Source organism: Paenibacillus sp. RU5M, from assembly GCF_900221055.1.
Lineage (GTDB): Bacteria > Bacillota > Bacilli > Paenibacillales > Paenibacillaceae > Paenibacillus > Paenibacillus marchantiae.
Map to the genome: position 1 here is coordinate 1060899 of NZ_OBQM01000001.1, position 24801 is coordinate 1085699.

Genomic DNA, 24801 nt, shown 5'->3' on the forward strand with positions numbered 1-24801 from the left:
GTGACGATCGATGAACAACAGAGAACGGTTTTCGAATCGGGTCGATTCGTATTTGAAATACCGCCCGAGCTATCCCAAAGAGGCTATTGACCATTTGTACGACGTCGTCGGTTTACGTGCGAACAGTAACATAGCAGACATCGGATCAGGTACTGGGATCATCTCAAAGCTACTTCTGGAACACGGAAGCTATGTTATCGCGGTCGAGCCAAATCAGGCAATGCGGGAAGCCGCCGAGCAAATGTTAGAAAGTAATCCGAAATTTCAGAGTACATCAGGTTCTGCAGAATCTACTGGGTTACCTGATCAGTCGGTTGATTTTATTGTCTGCGCTCAGGCGTTTCATTGGTTCGATCGCTCCGCAGCCCAAATGGAGTTTCGCAGAATTTTACGGCCAGGTGGGAGAGTAATACTCATCTGGAATTCACGTCTTACAAACGGTACTCCATTTCGTGAAGAGTACAATCAACTGCTTCATACATACGGAACCGACTACGAAAAAGTCAATCATAAAAATATTTCTAAGACGATTCTGCTCTCTTTTTTCAAGGAAGGTTCAATGCATGAAATGCGATTCAGAATGAGTCAGGAGTTCGATTTCGAGGGTTTGAAAGGCCGTTTGCTATCATCTTCCTACAGCCCTGTACCCGGGCATGCAAATTACGATCCTATGATGACAGAACTGCGGAATTTATTTGATAAAAATAATCAAGATGGTATTGTTGAATTCGATTATGAAACTGAGATTTTTTGGGGAGAAGTATAGATCAACAAAATGATACCCAGCTATATCATCAAGCTATAGCTGGGTATGTTTGTGGAGTTTACGTCCATAGAGCCTTTTAACGATTGTACGCCTAGATGTTGATTCGTTGCCTAAGTGATAAGTAGGCAACGACTTTTTGTTTATAAATGTCTAACACCATTAATCTAAACTATCCAAGAAGGCTAATTTTCTCTGAATATAAGTTCGAGTTGCTTTAGTATCAATCGTGTTCATATATCCATGAACTTCTTTGCTCTCATGGATATCAGGAATATATAAATCTGTCTTGACCCCTAATTCTTTTAAGCGGTTATAATAATCTTCAGCCTGATCTGTGAATGTCCCCGTGTTTCCATCCGTTATAAAAGTTGGAGGGAAATTACTCGTCGCTCTTGGTATTACATTTAAGGATTGTAAGATATCTTTATCAGCGCTAACCACCGGCTGACCAATGTATGCACTTCCTGATTGAGCGAAAATATAGTCAGTCACGATGTCTTCGGTTACGGTTCTATGGCCCCGACTAAAGTCAAGAATGGGTACTTCTAATACTAAAGCTTTGATATCCGTAAGCTCTATGACAGGATTAATATCGATTTCTTTCGCATACTCAGGGTTAGCTTGAATTGTCACAAAGTCTGCAGCGATAAATCCACCTGCGCTTCCCCCGCCAAAGATTACATTGTTCATATTAATTCCGTACTGTTTGCCATTTTGCTGCATATATTGCACCGCTTCTGATAATTGTTTTATGGGTGTAGGGTGTATATATTCTGGAGCTAAAGCATAATTTATGGTCACCACATTATAACCATGATCAACCATTAATTCATAATGATATAACATTGTATTTGAAGCCGCTCCTGCGTTAGGATCACCTCCGATTGAATCTCCCGCTATAAAGCCACCGCCATGCACATAAAAGTATGTTGGACGTTCTTCATCCAATTGACCATTGGATGTAATGATATTTAAAAAACTTCTTGGATACTTTTCTCCGTATTGAATATTCGTTGTTAACTGATATTTACTATCAATAGTTGTGGTAGTAGATGGTTCTGCTGTGTAAGTATTTTCTGCTCCAGAACTGCTTTGCAAATATAAAGCAACTGGCTTTGGCGTAGCTGTAAATAATATTAATATGGATGTCCCCAACATTAAAACAAGGACGAGAACCCATTTGCTAATTCTCAACGTTAATGATTTGAAACTTCGATTCATTTTCTTATGCATGCCTAAGGCAAAAATAATTAATGCAAACCCGGTTACTGCAAATGAAACTTGTGCAACTACAAATAATCCGATTTTATCAAATATCATCCAGAGGATTTCAGTAGCTATAAACAAAGCCGAGATACCTAACCAGGCACGATAGATCTTTTCATTTAAGTGCTTCTTAACGACTAGAATATTAACTACAGACACAACCATGGCTACGATTCCTAATGGGATAAGATAATTGATAAAAAATGACTGTGACCAAGACAATAAGATCGTAATTAACCCTACAATAACTCCGTATAACCTCATACTAAATTTCATTTTTAACCATATCCTTCTTTATATTATTTAATTGTGTATCAATCACAGATAAATATTGGTTTAATTCCTCCAGCTCTTTAACAGTGAGCTTATTTCCTAAAGGCATCAATACAGCCAGTATTTTCTGTCTCTCTTCCAACACAATGTGCTGTCCTTTTTCTGTTAATTCAAGCCAGACCACGCGTTTATCTTTTTCATTGTACTCACGTTTAATTAATTCTTTATCCGTTAATCGATTCACGATAGCAGTAATAGAACTTTTTTTGACATTAAGTGCTTTAGCTAAAAAACTGGCTGTGCAATGATCAGTCGTATTAATGACATTCAATAAATTAAACTGGTCTGGAGTAACACTGCTATCTTTTGAAATATTCTTTTGAATAGATTGCATACTGATTGAAATTGATATTGCTCTCTGAGTATACAGATCAATATGTTGTTCTAATTGCTTTCTATCCATATCCATAGTTGATTGCTCCTTCACGATATTAGTTTCATTGTCTAACGGTTAGACTGTGAAACTAATATTAACAGCATGTTTTTTTTAAGTCAACAGTTGAAAAAACAATGTTATTGTTGGTTAAGATTCGCTGTGTTCCAAACACTTGTTGAGAGACTAGAACATACTCCCCTTGAAAGTCGCTATTTTAGCGGCTTTTTTTATTTAGCGATACAAGTTCTTGTCCCACTTTCCGGTATGAGCTGTTGGAACGATCCAAGGCAGACTTCCTTAATATCTTATAAGAAATTCTTGAAATTTCAGAAATTTATCCGATAGGGGGGTGCTAATATACAAATACAAACAAAGACGAGGTGATGATATGCAAGTGAAATTGGCAGCGGACGCCATTCCCCTCTCCAAAAAGCGGAAGTCATGGATAAGGACGATCCAAAAATATAAAGTGATGTATGCTCTCTTATTACCAGCCTTAATTTACTTTGCCGTATTTAAATACATTCCTATGGCGGGAATATTGATTGCTTTTAAAAACTACAACCTGGCTTTGGGCGTATGGGATAGCCCGTGGGTGGGATTCAAAAATTTTACGGATTTTATGAACGGCGTTTATTTCTGGGACATCATGAAAAATACGATTGTTATTTCGCTGTATAAGCTATTGTTCGGTTTTTCCGCTCCCATCTTACTTGCTTTACTGCTCAATGAAGTTCATACCCAATGGTTTAAGAAAATCGTACAAACCATTACTTATTTACCCCACTTTCTGTCTTGGGTCATTGTATATGGATTGATGGTAGCCTTATTAGCCCCAGGTGATGGCCTTTTTAATATGATTTTGAAGGAAAGTGGTTTTCAGCCCATTTCATTTCTAACGGAGCCTGCTTGGGGGAGACTGCTGGTCATCGCATCTGAAATTTGGAAGGACATTGGATGGGGAGCGATTTTGTACCTCGCCGCATTAGCAGGTATTGATCCAAGCTTATATGAAGCGGCTCGAATGGATGGTGCTTCCAAATGGAGACAGCTCTGGCATATCACTTTACCCGGCATTCGAGGAGTCATTATTCTGATGCTGATTCTTAAATTAAGCCATATTCTGGATGCTGGCTTTGACCAAATATTCATGTTTGCCAACACCTTTAACCAGGAGAAGATCGACATTATCGACACATGGGTATACCGTGAAGGGTTGGAGCGTCTTAAAATTGGCTTGGCTACTGCTGTAGGATTGTTTAAAGCTGTCATTGGATTTGGTTTAGTTTTGGCAGCCAATAAGCTCGCCAAAAAATTCGATGGGCAAATTTGGTGAGGTGGTTTTTAAAATGATCAATTTGACAATCGGGGAAAAAGTCTGGCAATCCGTCGTTTATGTGATTCTTATTTTCTTATCACTACTTTGCTTACTACCCTTTCTGTATGTGATTGCTGTCTCCGTGACGCCAGAATCGGAAGTGTTAAGAAGAGGGATTGTGATTATACCAGAATCTTTTACCTTTCTGGCCTATAAAGAAGTGTTCATTTCTCATGGGATCTGGCAGGCGTATAAAATTACGTTGTTTCGAACGATTGTAGGCACGATTCTTAATGTGTTATTTACGGTCTTAGCAGCTTATCCGTTATCCAAAAAATATTTGCCGGGACGCAGTCCGTTTTTACTATTCATTGTGTTTACCATGATGTTTAGTGGGGGGTTAATTCCGACTTATCTACTAATTCGCTCTCTAGGGTTGCTAAACAGTCCGTGGGTATTGATTATTCCAAATCTCATTAGTGCATTTAATCTGGTGATCATTAAAGGCTTTTTTGAGCAATTGCCTGGTGAAATTGAGGAATCAGCGAGGGTTGATGGTGCAAGTGAACTTCAATCGTTATGGCGGATCATTTTACCACTGTCTTTGCCCGTCATTTCCACCATTTCTTTATTTTACGCAGTGGGGCATTGGAACAGTTATTTTGATGCTATTGTTTATATCAATGATTCCAACCTCATGCCGCTTCAAGTAGTCTTGCGCAACATCCTGCTTAACGTCGCAACACAAAGCGCTGAGTCGCTCGCCAATTCCGGAGCTGTAAGTACGTTCGCTGTGCAGATGGCTACAGTTGTTGTGACTACGATTCCGATTTTGATCGTTTACCCATTTTTACAAAAGCATTTTACCAAAGGTGTGCTCTTGGGATCCGTTAAAGGTTAAAAGTGTTCCAACCTAACTTATTACGGGGAAACCGTGATAATATACAAGCAAAGGAGAGGTCAATATGCAGCGTAAGAAGATTTCATTTGCTATTCTGTCGGCAATCTTAGGATTGGGAACGCTACTGTCAGGATGTGGGGGAAATGAAGAAGTTACATCGACAGCTTCGGGTAATTCTCAAGGGCAGTCTGGCCAGTTTGCAACCAAAATGAAAATCTCAATGTTTAACCAAGGCACTTTCAACGCTGCTGCTCCGGTACCTCCACGTGATGAAGATGTTCAACGTCAAATGTTGGAAAAAGAGATGAACATCGACTTGGATATGATGATTCCTCAAGCTGGGCAAGCAACAACCAAACTGAATACACTCATTGCAGGCGGAGATATTCCAGATTTGATCTTCTTGAAGAGTCGGGCTGATCTCGCGCAATATTACGACCAAGGCGTTCTTTCGGATTTGACACCGTATCTGGATCAATTCCCTGAATTAAAGAAACGGTTTGGCAACGACTCATGGGATGCAATGTCCTATCAAGGAAAAACGATTGGAGTTCCAGGCTATGATAATGTTAACGGTATCAGTCGAAGCTTCTTCATCCGCAATGATTGGCTGAAAAAGCTGAATATGGAGGTACCAACGACACCGGATGAGTTGTTCGAAGTTATGAAAGCCTTTACAGAGAAAGATCCGGACGGGAATGGTAAAAACGATACGTACGGATTTATCGGCGGTATGAATAAAGAAGGTAATCTGCAAACCTATGGCTTCGATAGCTTGATGTGGATGTTTGGTGTCAATCCTCCTTCGGCCGTTGAGATAAAAGATAATGAACCGGTATTTCTGTTTATCGATCCCAAAATGAAAGAGGCGCTTGCTTACATTAACAAAATGATGGCCGCCAACGTGGTAGACCCAGACTGGGTGACGATGAATTCACCTGATCTGTTGGACCAAAAGATGTTTAAGGGTAAAGTTGGCTTCATGATCAGAGATGCCCGTAGGCTGGAGCCGGATTATCAGCAGAAAATGAAAGAGATTAGTGGCGAGGTGCCGGAATGGATCGTCATTCCTCCGATGAAAGGTCCTTACGGGGATCAAATTGTAGAAAGAAAATCATTCCAAGGTAATTCATGGGCCATTTCCGCGAAAGCGGATAAGGACAAAATCATTCGGATCTTGTCCATGCTGAATTATCTCTTTACAGACGAAGAAGCTTATCCTAACTTTGCATACGGAATTAAAGGTATTCATTGGGATGTGGTGGACGGCAAGATCAAAAATAAAACCTCCGAGTTATCGAAGGAAATGAAAGAGAAGTACCTGTGGGTCGATCATTATAGAATGCCGCGCCGTGGTGATGATGCGGAGTACTTCAGCTTCCAGAATCCTAAGACGGCGGAGGCTTTCAAGGACAATCAGCAATATGTGGGGCCAACGTTGCCCGGAAATTTATTGACTCCAGACCCCAACGATACTTTGGATGCTGACCGAACTCGATTCATTAATGAAAGCTTAGTTAAATTTATGACGGGCAAAGAACCTCTTTCGAACTGGGACAATTTCCTCCAAACGTTGGATACTAAGTTTGACATGCAGAAATATAAGGAAACAGCAATCAAGCAATTTAAAGAGGCCGGCCTTATCAAGTAAAATAAACGGAGAGAGTGGCTATTCGTAGCCCCTCTCTTTATTATCATATGCTATTCTTAGTTTACTATAGAATTAAAAGGAAGATGATGGATGCGAAGAAGAATCAGCTTGCCTTTAAAATTATTTTTTCTCGTGTTTGCGTTTGTGTTAGGGTGCATCATCTTGATAAGCCAATTGTCTTATCGCTATGTCCAAAAGGAAATAAGAACCAATGACATTTTTTACACCAACCAAATCCTTGACAAGGTAGACCAGTACTTCACTGTTAATTTTTCTTCCTTCCAGACGATTCTCTTCTCAGTCGAAACATCAGTGAAAGCCAATATTGACAATGCGGAAGTGATTAAAAAGCAATTAAGAGAACTGTATGAACTCAATAGTAGTTACGTCAGTAATATTTATTTGATCAAAAGCGATTTATCCATTCTAGGCGGCAGTACAGCTACTCGAATATTCGATGAACCTTTATCTGAAAGAGCACCTTTGTTTGATGCGGCTGACAAGAACAGAAGGACTACCTTTGTTAGTGAACCTTACAAATCGAAGTATTCCGGCTGGACCGTTACGATGGTTCGATATCTGAACGGCGCTCCGTTTCCAATGGCCATTGCGGTTGACTTGGATCTAAATGCCATTGAAGAAACCTTGTTCAAGATTAATAAACAAGAACAAATGAATCTGGCTCTGATTACAGCTTCAGGTAAAATCATTGCCGGATTTTCTGAAAATAAAGGACTACTGAATATTCAAGATCATACGTTTTCAATCGGGGAAACGTCAGCTGAACAAATCCTGGATACGACAGAAACAAGTCTTCAACTGCATACCATGGATGGCATTCCGGTCTCCCTTCTAAAAAAACCGACGGAGAAATTCAACTGGACCATCATCTCAATCAACGATGAATCACGCTTGAAAGCAGCTTTGTCCAGATTGGAAACCTATTATATTGAGCTTCTAGCGGCAGGTCTTCTCTTGAGTTTGATCATTTCTTTTTTGGTTGCCAAATATATAAGGAAACCACTCTATACACTCAAAACAAAAATGAAGCAAGTGGAGCAAGGCTTACTCACAACGACAATAACGATTAATCGAAATGATGAGTTTGGAGATCTTTCACGAGCATTCGATCGTATGCTGCAACAAATTGTGGAACTGATTCGGCGAGCGGAACTTCATAATGAACTTGAGCGGAAGTTGGAAATCCAGGTGCTACAGTCTCAAATTAACCCTCATTTTCTGTATAACACACTTGGTTCGATCAGCAACGTTATACGTCTCGGACAAATAGAGAAAGTAGATGTGGTGATCGGATCGCTCATTTCATTATTGGAATACGGGATAGACGATGCTTCAGAGAAGGTTTCCTTAAGTCAGGAACTACGTAATGTAGCGGACTATATCGAGATCCAGAACATTCGGTATAACCGAAACTTCCACTTGATTGAAAATATCGAAGCAGGGTTAATGGATTTTCCTGTTTTTCGAATGCTGCTGCAACCTCTTGTGGAGAATAGCATCTTCCATGGTTATAACGGAGGGGGAATTGAGGGACCGATTACGATTCATGCGTACAGGGAGGACGGTATCGTCATCATAGAAGTTGTTGATCAAGGCGAGGGAATTCCAGCTGATAAAATAAAGCATATTTTAATCTCAGAACCGAGTGAAATGGAAGTGAAAAGGAAAAGAATCGGGCTAAATAATATTCATGGCCGAATAAGACTTCACTACGGAGAACAATTCGGGCTGCAAATCATTAGCATACCTAAGGAAATAACCCGTGTACGCGCTCTATTCCCGGCCGAATTGCAAAAAGGAGATGCATAATGGTGAGAGACTATACCTGCTTCATTGTTGACGATGAAGACCTGATCATTCAAAGATTGGAATTGTTTTTTAATGAACTCTCTCATAGGGATAAGCGATTTGTTCTAGTTGGCAAAGCGAATAATGGGCTAAATGGGATCGAGGAGATCATAAAACTTAAGCCGGACATCGTCATATCCGATATCGTTATGCCGCGAATGGACGGAATCTCCATGATTGAGCAGCTCAAGGCGGAGCTCCCCCATACGCAATACATACTTTTGACCGCCTATTCATCCTTTGAATACGCCCAGCGAGCGATTCAAGCCAACGTATTGGAGTACATTGTAAAGGTTCCGCTGAGGGAAGCGGATTTGAATCGAGCTTTGGATAAGGCAGCCGGAATTTTAAATGAGTTCAAGAAAAAAGAAGCGGAATTTCAATCGTTAAACGTATCCGTGCTTGAAAATAAATATAGAGTGCGCAAGCAATTTTTTAACGAACTGATCAGAGGCGAAATTCCTTCTCATCGGGCATCGGATTTTGCTAATCGCATGCAGTTCCATTTCTTTCAGGCCAACTATTGCTGTTTCATCGTTGAGATGAATACGTATGAAAGTTTCCGTAACGAATACGCTGCCGCAGATCAAAACATCTTGAAATATGCGATTACGAATATCATCGAAGAAACGGTAATGAATGGTGGTAGTGGGGTAGCTGCGGATCTGTCCGATAATCGTTTTATTGGCTTTCTATCCTGGGAAAATAACCGCAGTGATATGGAAACGGAATATGCTTGCCTATCCTTGGGAAGGCAGATCGTCTCTCATTTGCATCAATATCTGAATCAAAGGGTATCCGTCGCTTTTGGTGGTCCACACCGAGGCTGGGAATCGATCAAACAGGCATACACGGAAGCTAAAAATGTGAGTGAGGATTTCTATTATCATACCGAGAAAGTAGTAAAAACACCGATGCATCGGTTCCAATACGATAATGACAAAAAAGCAGACTTTCAGCAGAAGCTGGCTGATTTTCTTATACGGATGAAAAGGAAGATTTCCAAGGAAGAGCTGGAGAATGCACTTGCCGATCTGTCTCAATTTATTTCGGACCATAAAATCCACAAGTCCATCATGGCGCCAATGATTAGAGACTTGTACAGAGACATTACCGTAAAGTTTAAATCAGGCAACAAGATGGCCACGGAAGTCCCAGACTTCCCCATGGAATTTATGGCTTTTCAGGAGCAGCTTGCCTATATTGGTGACTTCACATTCGAATACGTACACGCGGGCCAACTATTACATCGTGCAGAAATCATGAGTGCTATGCATTTTATCGAGAAAAACCTGAAACAACGCTTAACGTTGGAGGCAATTGCGGAGGAAGTGAATCTAGCGCCATCGTATTTTAGCAGCTTATTCAAAAAAACAATGAGCGAAGGCGTGATCAGCTACATCAACCGTAAAAAAATCCATCTTGCTCTCGAGTTGTTAAACGTCAGGGATTATTCTTTATTGGAATTGTGCGAGGAAGTAGGCATCGTCAATGAAGGTTACTTTTGCAAACTGTTTAAAGAATATACGGGTGATACACCTAAGCAATATCGGATAAAAATGACACGGTACGAATCCAAATAAGGATGCAAAAAATGTATGATTTTTTCGCGAAATCCTGTAAAAAAAAAGGCGCCAAAACTATTACCATGATAGGAGCATCTAATCATGGAGGTTATCAAAATGGAGCTTATGAAAGCAGATGTAACCGTCGTAGGTGGAGGTATTGCAGGGATATGCGCTGCCATTGCAGCTGCACGCCAAGGTCTGCAGGTTTCACTTATTAATGATCGGCCGGTGCTTGGGGGAAATGCAAGCAGCGAGGTCAGAGTTCATATCAACGGGTCGGCATATCTCGGAAATAGTCCATCCTATTATGCCCGCGAGGGCGGGTTGGTAGAAGAACTCAAGCTGAAGACCTTTCATTATAATCCGTTATACAACAAGAAGCTTATGCTTTCGCTTTCGGATACGGTCTTGCTCGACATGGTTTATGATGAGCCTAACATTTCTCTATTTCTGAATACATGTGTACATGAAACGGGCATGGAGAACGGCAGAATTCAATGGGTGGAGGGTCTTCAATTAGCTTCCGAAAGAAAATTTCGTTTTGAAAGCCCAACCTATATCGATTGCTCCGGTGATGGAATTGTTGGGTACCAAGCAGGCGCTCACTTCCGATGGGGAAGAGAAGCGAAGCATGAATACAAGGAGGAGCTCGCTCCAGAAGTGGCGGATCATTACACCATGGGCGATACGATTCTGTTTCAAGCCCGTGACGTAAACTATTCCGTTCCTTACAAAAGGCCTGGCTTTGCGTATGATATCACGAAGCTGGAGTTTTTCGATAGTATCAGAAAAGGATTAAACCATCGGTCTTTTCCAAGGAAAATCAACGGGCTTGGCGGATTGTGGTGGCTGGAATACGGCGGACATATGGATATTATCAAGAATAATGAAGACATCGCATTGGAACTGCGGAAATTGGTGTACGGAATCTGGGATTATATCAAAAATAGCGGTGAGTTTGATGATGTAGACAATCTCATCTTGGATTATGTATGCCCGATTCCGGGAAAGCGGGAGTCAAGACGGTTTATCGGGGAGCACATGCTGTCTCAGAACGATCTTACAGCAAAGACTCACTTCGAAGATGCTGTATCCGTCGGAGGCTGGTATATGGATCTGCATGCGAATAAAGGCATCTACGATGAAGGGCCGGCTACAGCTTGGAATTTTGTGCCGGGGTTGTATAATATCCCTTTCCGCAGCTTATTTTCACGTAATATTCCCAATCTCATGTTCGCTGGCCGCAATATAAGCGCTACCCATGTGGCTTTCGGGTCTACAAGGGTGATGGCAACCTGTGGTTGTATGGGGCAGGCAGTAGGAACAGCTGCTGCGTTATGCGTAAAATATGATACAGACCCCGCGGACATCGTCAAAGCGCATATGGATGAGCTTCAGACGCAGCTGCTTCGAGACGGGCAAACGATTGTAGGGCTTCAAGAGCAGATGGATCCTTATTTTGCTGACGGATTAACGATTCGAGCCTCGTCTCAGCGAAGCTATGAACATCTTCATCCAACCGAAGAGATCTCCTTGGAGAAAACGTTATGTTTGGTCTTGCCGATTCAGACATCCATAGCTGAAAGCGTGCAGATCAAAATTAAAAATAGATCCGAGCAATCGGAAACGTTGCAAGTGAAGCTGTTTGGCGGGGAGCGGAAGGAAAACTATATTCCCGCTAGCGAGCTGAAAGGCTACAACTTGGTGGTTTCAGCGGGTCACGATGACTGGATTACACTGGACCTCAGCTGCAAGAAGCCAGCTGACGACAAAATCTACATCGTATTGGAAGGTGCGGCGAGCCTTGCCGTACACGGCAATGAAGAGAAAATGACTGGAGCGGTGAGCTTCTATTATAGACCAGAAGAGCCATCCAGACTGAAGAAGCTTAATAAGAGTATTTGCTTCAAAGACCTATCGCCATCCCAAAATATGTATAGCCCTGAGAATGTCGTCAACGGCTTCTCCAGACCTTATGGTCTACCGAACGGCTGGATTTCTGAATGTTCGGAAGGACAGGAATGGTTGGAATTTGCTTTTGCAAGCCCCAAGAATCTGGATGAAATCCATCTTGTTTTCAATTCGCAGCTGAACTTGGAGCATTTCGACGATCCGATCGAGCCGTTGATTCAAGATTATGATGTGATCTTAACCTTAGAAGACGGAACCGAGAGTGAAATGAATATCCGTGGTAATTATCTTTCGTTGAATAAACATCAGGTGCATGCAAAAGGTGTAACCCGAATCCGGTTTGATTTCTGTGCAACGTATGGTTCGCCTTATTATGAAGTGTTTGCTGTCAAATTTTTTGCTCCTAAAAACGCTAAGTGAGGGCGGGTGAAGTCACGATGAAGGAATTTTTCCCTCGAAGAGGGCTGCCTAATGTCATTCAAAAGTTGGAAAATGGGGAAACAGTAACAATTGTCTATTTTGGCGGCAGTAATACACGTTCTAAAGGATACAGGGTCATGACGGCGGATTGGCTGCGAGGGCAATATCCCAATGCAGATATCCGCTCTGTGAACGCAGGCATTGATGGGACAGGATCGGACCTCGGCTGCGCCCGTTTGGAGAAAGATGTACTGCGTCATCACCCTGATCTCGTGTTTGTTGAATTTGTTGGTAATGATGGCGGAGTTCCCGAATCCAAGGCGCGGATCGAAGGTATTGTCCGACAGATTCGCAAGCACAGCCGGTTTACCGATATCCTGTTTGTGTACACGGTTAAGGAACGGGATTTGACCTCATTTCAATCCGGCCAATACCAGAAGGGCGCTCGTATGCAAGAGGAAGTCGCTGACTATTACGGCATTCCTTCGATTCATCTGGGCGTAGCAGTCAGTCAATTGGTTTTGGAAGGTAAGCTCATTTTCACCTTAAGAGCAGACGTATCTATTCCAGGAGCCGTTATTTTTACGCATGATTCGATCCATCCAACGATTCCCGAAGGACATCAGATTTACACGGATACAATCACCCGGTCGTTTGAGAAAATCAGAGAGCTTCGAGATCACGTAGGAAAAGTCGAACATCACTTGCCGCAGGATCCTTTGGTCCCGGCCAACCCTTGGGAGTATGCAACCATGCTGCCACTGGATAGTCTTACTCATTTTTCCGCGGGGTGGTCTTACATGACCCCTGATGATTTTGCTTTAGTGCGCGAGTATGATTGGTTGTTCCCCGGTCTATGGCGAGCAGTCGATCCCGGAGAGACGATCACAGTGGAGTTTGAGGGAACCCACATCGGATTATTCGATATTGGGGGGCCGGATTCCGGCAGATTGAAGGTGACGGTGGATGAGGGTGAACCCTTTCTTATCGATCGATTCACTTCATATAACGATCATAATCGAAATCAATATGTTTACTTACCGGAGCTACCGAATGGGAAACATACGGTTCGCTTCGAAATCGATCACAAGAAGACAGACAAAGCGGCCGTATTTGAGGCAAGTGGCAATGAAAGAGGTATGGAACATGTTCGACAACATCCGGCTTGGTATGATCAAACGGTCATTCAGCTTGGGAAGTTGCTATTGGTGCAGCCGCCATTATAATTGATTGGTCTACTTGGAAGACCTATATTCTATCTGACTGCAATGAGCGCTCAATTAGGATGTAGGTTTCTTTTTTTACTTAAAATCGTATAAGAAATTCTTAAAATGAAAGAAATTTCACGGTGATGTGACATGCTAAGATAGAAACGACAGAGCGGGATTAGCCAGAAGACCAGGTTAATTGCTTTTTTACGATCATTTGAGCAAAGGGTAATCTTTTTTTGGAAGCGTTATCATTAATAGGAGAGGCTGTGAGTTGTATGGTCAAAAGGAAGCTGTTTTTCTTCATCGTTTTCATGTTGACGATAGTAGTTCCTTCCAGCCTGATCGGAATAAGGGCTGCTTATGCGGAGACCTTACCTTATCAGACCATTATCATCGATGACGGGAGCATTAAGATTAATGATGTTGTGACACCTGATGCGGGTAACGAGAACAATGGATATTCGGCTCCAAATTGGACCACAAGCACAGGGGTGAAGGGGTATGATCTTTCCAGCACCCAATATACGAGTACAGCAGGCAGAACGATAACATGGAACCCACGCTTGGAAGCAGGAACGGCGAAAATATCTTTCTATAAGCTGGATTGGGCGGATAAGGCTGATAGCAATGTGAAAATCGAAATTGTTCATAATGGAACGACGGATGTAGTCTTTATGGATTTAAGACCCTCATCTGGCGCTCCAGCTGGTTGGGTTGATTTGGGAGAGTACTATTTTTCCGGAGTTGGTGAAGAATTCGTTAAATTGACCCGGTCTACCGGCACCACGAACACGATCCTTACGCGTGCGGATGCGGTTAAGTTCGAAGGGAATATAAGGCAGAAAGAACCACATAAGACGATCATCATTGATGATGGAAGTCTCACAATTGATAATGTCGTCACTGTTGATTCAGGCAACGTCAATAACGGGTTCTCTGCTCCTTATTGGACCACAAGCGCAGGAGTAAAGGGATACAATAATTCCAGTTCCAAATATACAGACGCTGTAGGTAGAACTATCACATGGAATCCGCGCTTGGAAGCAGGGACCGCGAGAATATCATTCTATAAACTGGATTGGGCGGATAAAGCAGATAGTAATGTGAAGATTGAGATTGTTCATAACGGGATAACGGATGTCAAGTTTATGGATCTAAGACCTTCGTCAGGTCCATCGGTTGGATGGGTGGATCTGGGGGAGTATGAGTTTAGTGGTAATGATAGCGAATTTGTCAGGCTGACTCGAACGCAACCTACGACGGGTACAATTATTACACGAGCCGATGCAGTCAAGTTCGAAGGGAATATCCGACAGCAAGCACCACCGTTGCCCCCGCTGCGGAGCCGCACATTATCGAATCTCAGTTACACGGAGAAAGGCAGCATCGAAAATGCGAACTATAAAGCGACCTTCTATGAAGCGGCATGGGATGGAGGCAAATCCATCGTTCATGACATGTTTTACAAGGACACGGATACGGGAAACTGGACGCCAATCAATAATGTATCGGAAAGACTTGAGGAGCAATGGGTTTTATTAGATGGGAATGCGGGCAGCAGAACCAATTACTACGATACGATGAACAAACGCTGGATTACATTCGACGGGGTCCATTTTCCCGACAGCCAGACGGCGGTATTAACTGATTCTGCGCATAACAGTGATTACGATTTTGAAGTGAACTGGTCCATGGCAGGGGATAAACCAGATGTTTCCTTTGCCTTTACGCCTCGCCGCGACGGCAATTATGTGATAGGATATCAGTCCTTCACAACAGAGGCAGTCTCGGGCATCAATGAAGTGTTAAATGGATTCAGGTCACATGCCAAAATGGTAGGTACAGTGGAATCAACAAGCTTGAGAGAGCTGAGCGCTCCGATGAGCCTTGTTGAGAAAAATGATAGTTCGGGAAATCCATTAACGTATGGTGTATTTGTACCTTCGGCAGAGCTTCCGGTTGAATTTGAACCGACGGGAGGCGTTACGAAACAACGGCTTGGCATGAGCCTGGTCAACAACGAAGGCAGCGTGCAGCCAATCTTGTATGCGCCTCAATTAGGGACTTATTCACAAATGACCGCAGAGAGCACTTATCAATTTCATATGGGGCTAATCGCTCAAAAAAGCAATCTGTATGAGTCCTACGCGGATGTTCTTCGCAATGAGTACGGTTATTCAGCATACCGCGAAAATGTGTCAGATCAGTCGCTTACTGACGCGATGTTCAATATGATCGATTTACTTAAGATTGAGCCGCAAGGGGACGACTCTGTTAATTATGTCCCGTCACCCAGCGGGTGGTGGAGCCGTGCCAAGGGCTTTATTGATATCGAAAACGAGGATAGCGTCCGAACAAGCTCGAATGCGGTTCTTTTGGGGGCTTACTATTTGACTGGGGATGACCAGCTTTACGATACGAGAGCACTGCCGTCCGTCCAGTATGGCGTATCGCGAAATGGTATCGGTTGGTCGCCGACGCAGAAGAAAGTATACGGTGTGCCTTCCTTATGGAAAATGGCTACTCTGCCGTTCGATGTTTCAAGCGTAGCCGCCGTCAATCAGATGATGGGCACTTCGGCAGGAATTGGGGCGCTGGCACAGGAAGAGTACCTCATGCGAGACCCGGACCAGAAAGACCGGGGGCCTGTCATTCAACCCCTGATGATGTATCGTATGACAGGAGAGGTGCAGTATTTGCAGGCTGCCAAGGATGCAGCCGATAGTTATATCTTGCAATATATCGATACGCCTGCAACCGTGGATGTGAGTAAAAATGAGTTCATTTATTATTATAGCAAGCTGTGGATGGAAATCTTGGAGCTATATGAGGAAACTCAGGATCCCAAATACTTGAATGCCGCTTATAAGGAAGCCAAACGGTATGCAACCATGTTCGTTGCTCGTCCAGTCCCTGAAGGTAACGTTACGATTCCTCAGCCCGAGACGTATAATTACGCGGAGTCGTTCCATTGGCCGGAAAGTGGTAAATTTCAATATCCTAGGCTCAAGCTTCCAGAAGATATAGCCGGAGGCGTTCAAGCGGATCGTTGGCTTGTTTCACCGAGCGGATTGACGTTTGAAGCAGGAAGTACAACCGGCTATTATCGGATGAATGCTCAGGAAGCTCCATTCATGCTGAGATTGTCGCTCTATACAGGGGATAAACTGCTGCAGGATATTGCTCATAATGCGGTTATTGGTCGATATTCCAGTTATCCAGGTTATTACTATAAAGGCTTCGCCGTTAGCCAACTTGAACCGGACTTTCCTCTGGAAGGCCCAAGCGGGGCTACATCCATCTATTATCACCATATTCCGGGGCAGCTCGGGCAAACGATGGATTATTTGATCAGCGAACAATCATTAAAATCGAACGGGAGCATTACATTTCCTTCCGTATTTGAAACGAATTTTTTATGGTTCAAATATCACCTTTATGGGAATAAACCAGGTCAATTTTATGGTAATTCGGACGTTTGGCTTTGGATGCCCAAGGGGATTATTAAGACCAACCATCCACAATTGAACTGGATAACAGGTGAGAGCGGGGATAAATTCTACATCGGGCTAAGCAATGCATCGTCAGATGAAGTTCAGACTCCGATCGAATTGAATGAACAAATCATTGGATTCAACCCGGCACAGGATTACACCGTAACTATCATCCGCGACAATGGTACACCAGAGCAAGCAGTTATGAGTGACGGAATCATTCAAGCGACGGTTTCAGGCAAGGGAATCACCGCGATCATTGTAGAAGGACTTAACATTAATGTGCCGCTGCATCAGGTCAGAACGGCTGATACATCGGATGCAAGCTACTTCTTTGATACCCACAGTCCAATCGATGCGGTTAAAGGTATGCTGATGGTTAAGCCCGACGAAACGGTCTATGATGCTTATGTGCAGGCCAAAACGACGAAACCAGCGACAATCCATTATTCCCTGGATGGCGGGGCCACGTACACGACCATCCCAGATACGATATACCCGATGGAATGGTCGATACGGGTGAATGATTTATCCCAAACCTTCACGTATTACGTGGAATCGGAGGGGAAACAGACCCGCAAGCGGACACTTTATCTGCCTGATGAGGTAACGGAAACTCCAGTCCAACCCGAAGGGCAGGATAGTTCATCTATCATTGTGGATAATACGGAGGCTGAGACAGAAGGCGTCTGGATAAGGGATACGACGGCTGACAACTATTACTATGATAACTATGTGTATGCCAAATCTACGACCGGTGCAGCGACAAGTAAAATGAGATGGCGGCCTGAGCTGCCGGAAAGTGTCACTTACAGTGTGTATTACAAGATTCCGCAAATCACCGCTGCGAGTGAAAATTGGGCAACGAATGCTTCTTTTACTGTTTATTATAGCGGGGGCTCCGAGACGGTTACTGTTGATGAGTCAGCGGCGAATGGTACTTGGGTGCACCTAGGGGATTATCCTTTTGCTGCAGGCGATAGTGGGTACGTGGAACTAACCAATAAGGCCAACAAGTCCAGGGTCATTGCTGATGCGATCATGTGGGTGGACCCGAACAGGATACCGCAATTGGAGTCTGCTGTGATCCTGTCCGATCGGAACGAGCTGCAGATGACTCAAACCGCACAGCTGAGCGTAACCGGCTATTTGGATAACGGTTTGATCGGTGATTTAACACAGGCCGATGTGCAGTATTTCGTTGATCGTACGGATCTGGCCGAAGTGGATAGCAGTGGGGTGTTGACCCTTCTTAATCTCGATGGGGACACGGATCACATTGAGGTATGGGCTACTGTCACGATTGACGGAGTGACCTTAACCACACCACCTTTGAACATCACGATCAAGGACCTAACGGTTATCGTCGATAGTACAAATACAACTGGGTTATACACGACAGAAGGCTCTTGGAGTCAAAGTAATTTAGCCGGATACAAAATTGGGGTTAAGTCCCGTTACTCTACAGTTCAAGGATCATCCGCAACGTGGAAAGGCCAGTTTCCAGAGGGGAAATATACAGTCTCGATCTACAAGCTCGTCCATACTACGGGAAATGATAATAATGTCAAAGTGGAAGTGAAGCATAAGACGGGTACCGAGGTCACCTATATCGATGCAACGATCGGCTCATCGGGTTGGGTTAATCTAGGAACGTTCGACTTTACGGGTGACGGTAGCGAGTATGTCCGGTTAACCAGGGTTACTGCTACAACGGTAGACCCGCCAACGCTTCCTGCGGATATGATCTATACGAGAGTTGACGCAGTTATGTTCGAACGGCATTCCGATGGTTCAGAGCTGCTTGCAAATGAGGCGCCAGGTGAAACGACACTTTCTGAATAATAGTGGTGTTGCGACAGGCTTACATGATGCCAGTTAGTATACATGCGAGTTATTGAAGTGATTTATACAAATTATTGTAAAATCACCAAAAAAGCTGAGTGGATGAGAACAATCCATTCGGCTTTTTTGGTCGGGGGACAAGAACATGTTCCCATTGAAGGCGCTCCTTTTTGCAAATGCTTTAAAAAGACACGATTAGTAATTTAATATATTATCTAATAACAAGTAGACGTAAATTAATACAGGTTTGCCATGGGCCATCAACTTGACGTTGAGCAGTGTTGGACAAGAGCGGAGAGGCGTTTAATGGGGCTGGTCAGGAAATCATGAAAGTAGGAATGCCTGCAAAATGGTGCAGGGAATGTCGGATACGAGAAGAAAGGCTCTGATATGCTTAGATCAACGAGGGAGGGAAAGATCATGAATGCACTAGCACGATTGAATGAGGGCTTGAGCTATATTGAGGAGAATCTAACGGATTCTGTGGATATGAAAGAGGTAGCACGAATCGCCTGCTGCTCGGAATACCATTTTACACGTATGTTTTCCTTTCTAAGCGGCATTACTTTGTCAGAGTATATCCGACGTCGGCGCTTGACGCTGGCAGCTCTGGAACTAAGCCGGAATGACAGTAAAATCATTGATGTTGCCCTCAAATATGGATATACTTCTCCGGATTCCTTCGCTAGAGCTTTTCAGAGCATGCATGGGGTTACGCCCTCGGAAGCGAAAAATCATGGTCCATCACTCAAGGCCTTCCCTCGAATGACATTCCAATTGACCATTCAAGGAGGAAGCGAAATGAACTACCGTATTGAAGACAAAGAGGCCTTTCGGGTTGTGGGTATCAGTAAAAGGGTGCCGATCGTGTTCAATGGGGTAAACCCGGACATTGCTGCGATGTATCAACGTCTTACACCGGAATTAATTGAGACGATTAAGAGGATATCCAATATTCAGCCGCTTGGGCTAATTAGTGCTTCGGCTCATTTTAGTGAGGAACGGATGGAGGAAAAGGGGGAACTAGATTATTATATCGGTGCGGCTACGACCCAAAAGGCTCCTGAGGGTTTGGCACAACTGGAAGTGCCTTCCTCGACATGGGCAGTGTTTACTGTCGTTGGTCCTTTTCCCGGCACGCTTCAGGATATCTGGGGAAGAATCTATTCCGAGTGGTTTCCTTCTTCAGATTATGAGCTGAGCGAAGGACCGGAAATCCTGTGGAATGAGCACAAGGATGTTACTTCTTTGCAATACAGAAGCGAGATATGGATACCGATACGAAAGCGATAAAGCTGTGTATCTTTATAAGTCTGGGGTGGCGCAATAGATTTAAATCGTGGATAAAGAAGAGTCCCATCCTCAATTTGTATTCCCATGTAGTGAGCAGGAGAATCATTGAATTTTTGAGTTGAAGATGACTGTTTGTTATATGTGAAATATCAAAAGATCTCTTCACTATTGAAGAGATCTTTTGGTGTACAACATCTGTTTAATGAGTATCAGATTACATTACATAATGATGACAGATGAGTGCGTGAATCCATTTGCAAGGTACTGTTATGGTGTTTAATGTCCACCTGTATCGGAAGCCCAGACAGGATACCAGCCCAAGGCCGGATTTTCATTGTTGTACAGTACCAGATTGCCGTCATTTTGCATGATCAGCACATTGCCTCTAAGATTGGCAGGCACATTGTCTGTTCCGTAATATGTCTTAGACCACGCCAGGTTATCCGACGTCCAATAAGGTGTGTTTTGCGGATCTGATATAACCAACTTCCCGCTGAAATAATTAATCTGGAGTTTATGTATTCTTGTGTCCTTGGTTTTGCTGTTCCATATCATCTTGCGTGCCTTGACGTCCCAGATCTGCGCATCACCATAATTATCAAATTGAAACGAAAACCTGATATTGTTTGACACTAACCCTCCACCGGCGACGTTATACATCGTGTCATAAATCAGACGATCTCCACTGGCGGCGGAAGTCACAGGGGAAAATGAAATCAAAAACAAGAGCATGGCAATACATGATAAAAAGACTTTTTTCATAGAACATCCTCTTTTCCTGAATATGTTTTAAGTGACTTATCAAATATATCATATATTTTTCTTTTATGGATAAAAATTCAATAAAATTCGCCTACCAAGAGACTGTCATACGCAAACGGCCTGTTCTCTGAATGAGCAGATCGCGATTCATTAACTTTAGCAGAGCTTCTGGCGACAAGGCGATATGAGGATAAAATAATTAAATATGCTCGAAAAACGATACTTCTTTTTACGTTTTCGTCGAGATTGGAGCGACGGGCTATTAGGCTTCATGGTCGAGTACCCAACAGACTCACAAGACTGAGGAGAACGATAGCAAGCACCTTACTCCATGTTTCATTCCAGCTTGGATCGTTGGTGAGAGATGAAGGATTCTGCCAATTTGTGTGAAATATCGGGTTAGGTCAACTCTGGAGTCAAGTGTAGGTAAATTAGGGGTTGCTGTGATAAACATTGTTATTTACAAATCTTATTTCGTGTATTATAGTTATTGGGGATAATGAATATCTGTAATATGCTCAGAGATGTAATTTCGGTGGTTAGAATAATATATGAACTAAAAAGCCTATAGAAAATCTCCTAAGCAGAACTTTTTGACACCTTAGTCCCACAGGCAGGACTGAGACCTATCCCGACGTCAGCTGGAAAAAAACAAAATATTCTTACAAATACGATTATACAAGGAGTATAAAAATGAATCCAAAACTACAAAGAAAAATTGAGCACTTGGAGAATATTGAGAGGTTCCCAGCAGAGGAGTTATTTAAGTTTATACAGCTTAATAAAGAGGACGAATTATTAGATCTTGGAGCCGGTACAGGTTATATAAGCTTTTCTTTTGCTAAATATGTGAAAAAGGTAGTTGCGTTTGATTACGATAATGATATTTTACAGTATCTAGAGCTAAAAGCTAAGGAAAAAGGGATAACCAATATTGAGACCACCGCTGCAAACTTTAAAGAAATGCCATTAGAGAACGATAGATTCGAAAAAGCTGTTGCTTCAATCTCGTTACACGAGGTTCAACCTCTTTCATTGGTGTTGGATGAAATCCACAGAGTTTTAAAAGACAAAGGGATCTTTTTGTGCATTGAATTAGAGAAGACGGAGATGACTAATGCTCCAAGGGTTTCATCGAAGGAGATGGAGGAAGAAATCGTTAAGGCAGGTTTTACAGTTATTGATACGATTCATCCACCAACACAAGTTGCTAACCAACCCGTCTATATCATTATTGCACAGAAGAAGGGTTACTAGTGAATCTGCTTTCAATTATAGTTCCCATAAGGGACGGCGAAGCCGTCCTTTTTGCTACATAATATTAAGTTCTTAATACGAGACGAGACAAGAACTAGGTTGTATCCAGAAAAAACAGAGGATCTGAGAAACTTATCGAATTGATCATACAGGGTGTAATTGTAGATTCTTCTCTCATAATCGTCAAAGAAATTCATATATGTTCTGCGAGGCATTTCGATCATTCCCAGTTTCGTTCCGAGTGTCATAACCTGGTCCGTTTTAGAATCATATGGCGCCCAAAAATGGTAGTGTATCATCGTTAGGGTCGCCACTCTTGGCGAAATTTACCCAATACGTAAAGCCGAAAATACCGAGTCGGTAATTAATCGTTACGAATACAACTCCCTTTTTTTCCATGTTTTCGCCGTTGTACAAGTCCATGGAACCTGATCCGTTTTTAAATGCCCCTCCATGGATGTACACCAATACAGGCAGCTTTTCCTGATCTGATGTAGCACCTGACCATACATTTAAATATAAGCTGTCTTCACTTATTTTTTCATTATGTTGGTTCATCGATTGGTGTGCTGGTCCAGTGGATTAAGAATAACAACGCGAATCCCCCGAAGATATGGCCGAAATAGTCATGCATCAACTATTGTCCAACTACAACAGATTAATTTGAAGTTCGGAATAAATGTAGTGGGGCCTTCTTTAACCTGTAATTAATTCTTAATCTATCTTAAGATAGCTGTATATGCAGTTTGAATAGGATCAAGATTTGCATATTGATCAAATTTGGCGATGTACTAAAGATGAGGAGGACGATGTAGAATGGAATTCAAGTTTGGGGACGCTGCTATTCTTCTACCCCCTTTACACATTACAATTATCGCAATAATTATTATTTTCTTTTTAATAAGGTGGAGCAAGCAATTAGAAACAAGACGTTTTACGGTTTTCTTTTACTTGTTTCGCAGCGAAAGAAATCATCCTTCTAAGATGAAAGCGAGTATTTTAGGGCTTTCTATAGCAATATACCAGTTAATTCTTCAATATTTCGGATAGATTTTGATATTTATTGAACATAGTTCCAATAAACGGTATAAAAAAGCGATGAAGCCGGTAGCGTTGAGATGGAGATTTGAGCTAGTTGTCGACTCGACCATGGCTCCCTTGCTTTTCATTATCGAGCGGTTAAAGTAGAATGCATATAGGTTGGACGAAAATACGAAAATGATCACATTAAACGAAGTAAAAGAGAGGTTTGTACTTATGACAATGACGTTTAGGAAACTAAGTGAGCTATCGATGGAGGAAAATGTACGTATTTGGAATCTAGGATTCGAGGGCTATTTTATACAGATGGTCATGACGATTGATGCTTTGATGACCAGGATTGTTAACGAAGGACTTTCCTTGGAGAATTCACTCGCTATTTATGTGGATGGTGAACCTGCAGGGTTTGTCATGAATGGATTTCGTGACGTAGATGGAAAGAAAGTGGCATGGAACGGTGGGACAGGTATTGCGCCTGCATTTAGAGGGCAGGGCATTGGCAGAGCGCTCATGTTAAGAAATCTAGAGTTGTACCGAGAACAAGGCGTGGAACTTGCGTTACTTGAAGCGCTCACCCAGAATGAGAGTGCGATCAAGCTATATCAGTATGTGGGGTATGAAATTACGGATCGATTAATGATTTTACAACATACGGGTACAATAGATCCCCAATTATTGAAGCGATCTGTTGAGCATCCCTTTTCTATCACCAAAGGATTGCCCCGTGATGTATATGCGCTAGACTTCTATCGAGGTTTATCCGCTTGGCAGACACAATGGCCTAGCATGAAGGAGGGTGAATCTATAATCATTAGACAAGATAGCGAGCCTGTATGCTATGCGTTGTATAAGCGAACATTTGATCATGAGGGTAAATTGGTAACCATTTCGCTCTATCAATGTGAGGTCCTTCCTGGGCGGGAAGATGCAGAGGAGATTTATAAGCTTGCACTCAGTGAACTGTTCGCCCCGTTAGACTATGTTTGCAGACGAGGGACATCTAACCTGCGTAAATCCAATCAACCTCTGAACGATCTATTGCTAAAATTAGGTTTCACAACAAATGTTGAGCAAGTGCTCATGATGCGAAATATGGATCTTAACTAAGATAAAAGAGAAACAGGTAGATACTAGTAATGTTGACTTACAAATTTTTCTAGCATTCGTTGAATACATGATACAAGAAATAAAGCAACACACATCATTAAGCAAACGGGACACGATAGAGCAAAAAAACAAGAAGACAGCCGATCACGATCGGCTGTCTTCTTGTTTCACTAACCGACAGGAGAGTTCATTGGCAATAGCGTCACTACAGTACTCCAATCTGCACAGATTTCCGAGAATATTTGCAAAATACTATCGCACATCGCTACCTAAGATTAGATAATGTGGCTTAAGAAGGCCGTAACAGGAAGGAACTATAGGGTGTTTGTAAACTTTTTCACTAAAAGGGCTAATGCGAAAAACCGTTAAATAGTGCAGTTTAATCATTGAAATGATTGAGATTTACTACATT

The 24801-nt window shown here is 42.6% G+C and carries 17 protein-coding genes; 12 read left to right on the top strand and 5 right to left on the bottom strand.

What is annotated here, in order from left to right:
- Positions 1-10: 10 nt before the first annotated feature.
- Entirely contained in the window at positions 11-766 is a 756-nt protein-coding gene (locus CRO25_RS04865; RefSeq protein WP_079693742.1) for a class I SAM-dependent methyltransferase, read from the top strand.
- Between the two features lie 159 nt (positions 767-925).
- Here CRO25_RS04865 and CRO25_RS04870 read toward each other — a convergent pair whose 3' ends face one another.
- Both CRO25_RS04870 and CRO25_RS04875 read right to left on the bottom strand, forming a co-directional pair.
- Complete coding sequence (locus CRO25_RS04870) at positions 926-2308, bottom strand: alpha/beta hydrolase (protein WP_079693741.1); 1383 nt, start codon at positions 2306-2308, stop codon at positions 926-928.
- Positions 2298-2774 carry a MarR family winged helix-turn-helix transcriptional regulator gene (locus CRO25_RS04875; protein WP_063563706.1) on the bottom strand — a complete coding sequence of 159 codons (477 nt, stop codon included), beginning with the start codon at positions 2772-2774 and terminating at the stop codon, positions 2298-2300. Before CRO25_RS04875 ends, CRO25_RS04870 begins: the two co-directional genes overlap by 11 nt.
- 355 nt (positions 2775-3129) lie before the next feature.
- Here CRO25_RS04875 and CRO25_RS04880 point away from each other — a divergent pair, with 355 nt between their 5' ends.
- The 7 genes from CRO25_RS04880 to CRO25_RS04910 all read left to right on the top strand — a co-directional run bounded on the left by CRO25_RS04880 (position 3130) and on the right by CRO25_RS04910 (position 13605).
- Positions 3130-4077 carry a sugar ABC transporter permease gene (locus CRO25_RS04880; RefSeq protein ID WP_053781115.1) on the top strand — a complete coding sequence of 316 codons (948 nt, stop codon included), beginning with the start codon at positions 3130-3132 and terminating at the stop codon, positions 4075-4077.
- A gap of 13 nt (positions 4078-4090) precedes the next feature.
- Complete coding sequence (locus CRO25_RS04885; protein ID WP_079693740.1) at positions 4091-4960, top strand: carbohydrate ABC transporter permease; 870 nt, start codon at positions 4091-4093, stop codon at positions 4958-4960.
- Between the two features lie 64 nt (positions 4961-5024).
- Entirely contained in the window at positions 5025-6611 is a 1587-nt protein-coding gene (locus tag CRO25_RS04890) for an extracellular solute-binding protein (protein WP_079693739.1), read from the top strand.
- A 162-nt stretch (positions 6612-6773) separates the two neighbouring features.
- Positions 6774-8441, top strand: a complete 1668-nt coding sequence (locus CRO25_RS04895; protein ID WP_257018528.1) for a histidine kinase — start codon at positions 6774-6776, stop codon at positions 8439-8441.
- The gene (locus CRO25_RS04900; RefSeq protein WP_079693737.1) at positions 8441-10063 is read left to right on the top strand and encodes a response regulator; all 1623 of its coding nucleotides are present in this window, start codon (positions 8441-8443) and stop codon (positions 10061-10063) included. Before CRO25_RS04895 ends, CRO25_RS04900 begins: the two co-directional genes overlap by 1 nt.
- A gap of 84 nt (positions 10064-10147) precedes the next feature.
- Positions 10148-12379 (top strand): FAD-dependent oxidoreductase, encoded by a 2232-nt coding sequence (locus tag CRO25_RS04905; RefSeq protein ID WP_079693736.1) that lies wholly within the window; start codon positions 10148-10150, stop codon positions 12377-12379.
- A gap of 17 nt (positions 12380-12396) precedes the next feature.
- Positions 12397-13605, top strand: a complete 1209-nt coding sequence (locus tag CRO25_RS04910; protein ID WP_079693735.1) for an SGNH/GDSL hydrolase family protein — start codon at positions 12397-12399, stop codon at positions 13603-13605.
- Between the two features lie 160 nt (positions 13606-13765).
- On the opposite strand, the gene CRO25_RS33200 is transcribed toward CRO25_RS04910, so the two are convergent.
- A complete protein-coding gene (locus CRO25_RS33200) occupies positions 13766-13903 on the bottom strand; it encodes a hypothetical protein (RefSeq protein WP_179800933.1) in 138 nt (45 codons plus the stop codon).
- Here CRO25_RS33200 and CRO25_RS04915 point away from each other — a divergent pair.
- Together CRO25_RS04915 and CRO25_RS04920 are read left to right on the top strand one after the other, a co-directional pair.
- The gene (locus tag CRO25_RS04915) at positions 13902-18929 is read left to right on the top strand and encodes a hypothetical protein (protein ID WP_143806495.1); all 5028 of its coding nucleotides are present in this window, start codon (positions 13902-13904) and stop codon (positions 18927-18929) included. The genes CRO25_RS33200 and CRO25_RS04915 overlap by 2 nt on opposite strands.
- 420 nt (positions 18930-19349) lie before the next feature.
- On the top strand, positions 19350-20222 hold the full coding sequence (locus CRO25_RS04920) for a GyrI-like domain-containing protein (protein ID WP_079693733.1): 873 nt from the start codon (positions 19350-19352) through the stop codon (positions 20220-20222).
- 276 nt (positions 20223-20498) lie between these two features.
- Here the strand turns inward: CRO25_RS04920 and CRO25_RS04925 are convergent, their stop codons facing one another.
- The gene (locus CRO25_RS04925) at positions 20499-20984 is read right to left on the bottom strand and encodes a hypothetical protein (RefSeq protein ID WP_079693732.1); all 486 of its coding nucleotides are present in this window, start codon (positions 20982-20984) and stop codon (positions 20499-20501) included.
- Between the two features lie 693 nt (positions 20985-21677).
- On the opposite strand from CRO25_RS04925, the gene CRO25_RS04930 reads away from it, so the two are divergent.
- Positions 21678-22241 (top strand): class I SAM-dependent methyltransferase, encoded by a 564-nt coding sequence (locus tag CRO25_RS04930; protein WP_079693731.1) that lies wholly within the window; start codon positions 21678-21680, stop codon positions 22239-22241.
- Between the two features lie 267 nt (positions 22242-22508).
- Here the strand turns inward: CRO25_RS04930 and CRO25_RS04935 are convergent, their stop codons facing one another.
- Positions 22509-22799, bottom strand: a complete 291-nt coding sequence (locus tag CRO25_RS04935; RefSeq protein ID WP_079693730.1) for a carboxylesterase family protein — start codon at positions 22797-22799, stop codon at positions 22509-22511.
- 699 nt (positions 22800-23498) lie between these two features.
- Between CRO25_RS04935 and CRO25_RS04945 the strand changes: the two genes are divergently transcribed.
- Positions 23499-24389 (top strand): GNAT family N-acetyltransferase, encoded by an 891-nt coding sequence (locus CRO25_RS04945; protein WP_179132067.1) that lies wholly within the window; start codon positions 23499-23501, stop codon positions 24387-24389.
- The last annotated feature ends 412 nt before the right edge of the window (positions 24390-24801 follow it).

Coding starts and splice junctions, on each gene's coding strand:
- CRO25_RS04930 (WP_079693731.1), top strand. CDS start 21,678: ATGAATCCAAAACTACAAAGAAAAATTGAGCACTTGGAGAATATTGAG.
- CRO25_RS04925 (WP_079693732.1), bottom strand. CDS start 20,984: ATGAAAAAAGTCTTTTTATCATGTATTGCCATGCTCTTGTTTTTGATT.
- CRO25_RS04920 (WP_079693733.1), top strand. CDS start 19,350: ATGAATGCACTAGCACGATTGAATGAGGGCTTGAGCTATATTGAGGAG.
- CRO25_RS04880 (WP_053781115.1), top strand. CDS start 3,130: ATGCAAGTGAAATTGGCAGCGGACGCCATTCCCCTCTCCAAAAAGCGG.
- CRO25_RS04900 (WP_079693737.1), top strand. CDS start 8,441: ATGGTGAGAGACTATACCTGCTTCATTGTTGACGATGAAGACCTGATC.
- CRO25_RS04890 (WP_079693739.1), top strand. CDS start 5,025: ATGCAGCGTAAGAAGATTTCATTTGCTATTCTGTCGGCAATCTTAGGA.
- CRO25_RS33200 (WP_179800933.1), bottom strand. CDS start 13,903: ATGAAAACGATGAAGAAAAACAGCTTCCTTTTGACCATACAACTCACA.
- CRO25_RS04905 (WP_079693736.1), top strand. CDS start 10,148: ATGGAGGTTATCAAAATGGAGCTTATGAAAGCAGATGTAACCGTCGTA.
- CRO25_RS04915 (WP_143806495.1), top strand. CDS start 13,902: ATGTTGACGATAGTAGTTCCTTCCAGCCTGATCGGAATAAGGGCTGCT.
- CRO25_RS04910 (WP_079693735.1), top strand. CDS start 12,397: ATGAAGGAATTTTTCCCTCGAAGAGGGCTGCCTAATGTCATTCAAAAG.
- CRO25_RS04945 (WP_179132067.1), top strand. CDS start 23,499: ATGACAATGACGTTTAGGAAACTAAGTGAGCTATCGATGGAGGAAAAT.
- CRO25_RS04875 (WP_063563706.1), bottom strand. CDS start 2,774: ATGGATATGGATAGAAAGCAATTAGAACAACATATTGATCTGTATACT.
- CRO25_RS04870 (WP_079693741.1), bottom strand. CDS start 2,308: ATGAAATTTAGTATGAGGTTATACGGAGTTATTGTAGGGTTAATTACG.
- CRO25_RS04935 (WP_079693730.1), bottom strand. CDS start 22,799: ATGAACCAACATAATGAAAAAATAAGTGAAGACAGCTTATATTTAAAT.
- CRO25_RS04885 (WP_079693740.1), top strand. CDS start 4,091: ATGATCAATTTGACAATCGGGGAAAAAGTCTGGCAATCCGTCGTTTAT.
- CRO25_RS04865 (WP_079693742.1), top strand. CDS start 11: ATGAACAACAGAGAACGGTTTTCGAATCGGGTCGATTCGTATTTGAAA.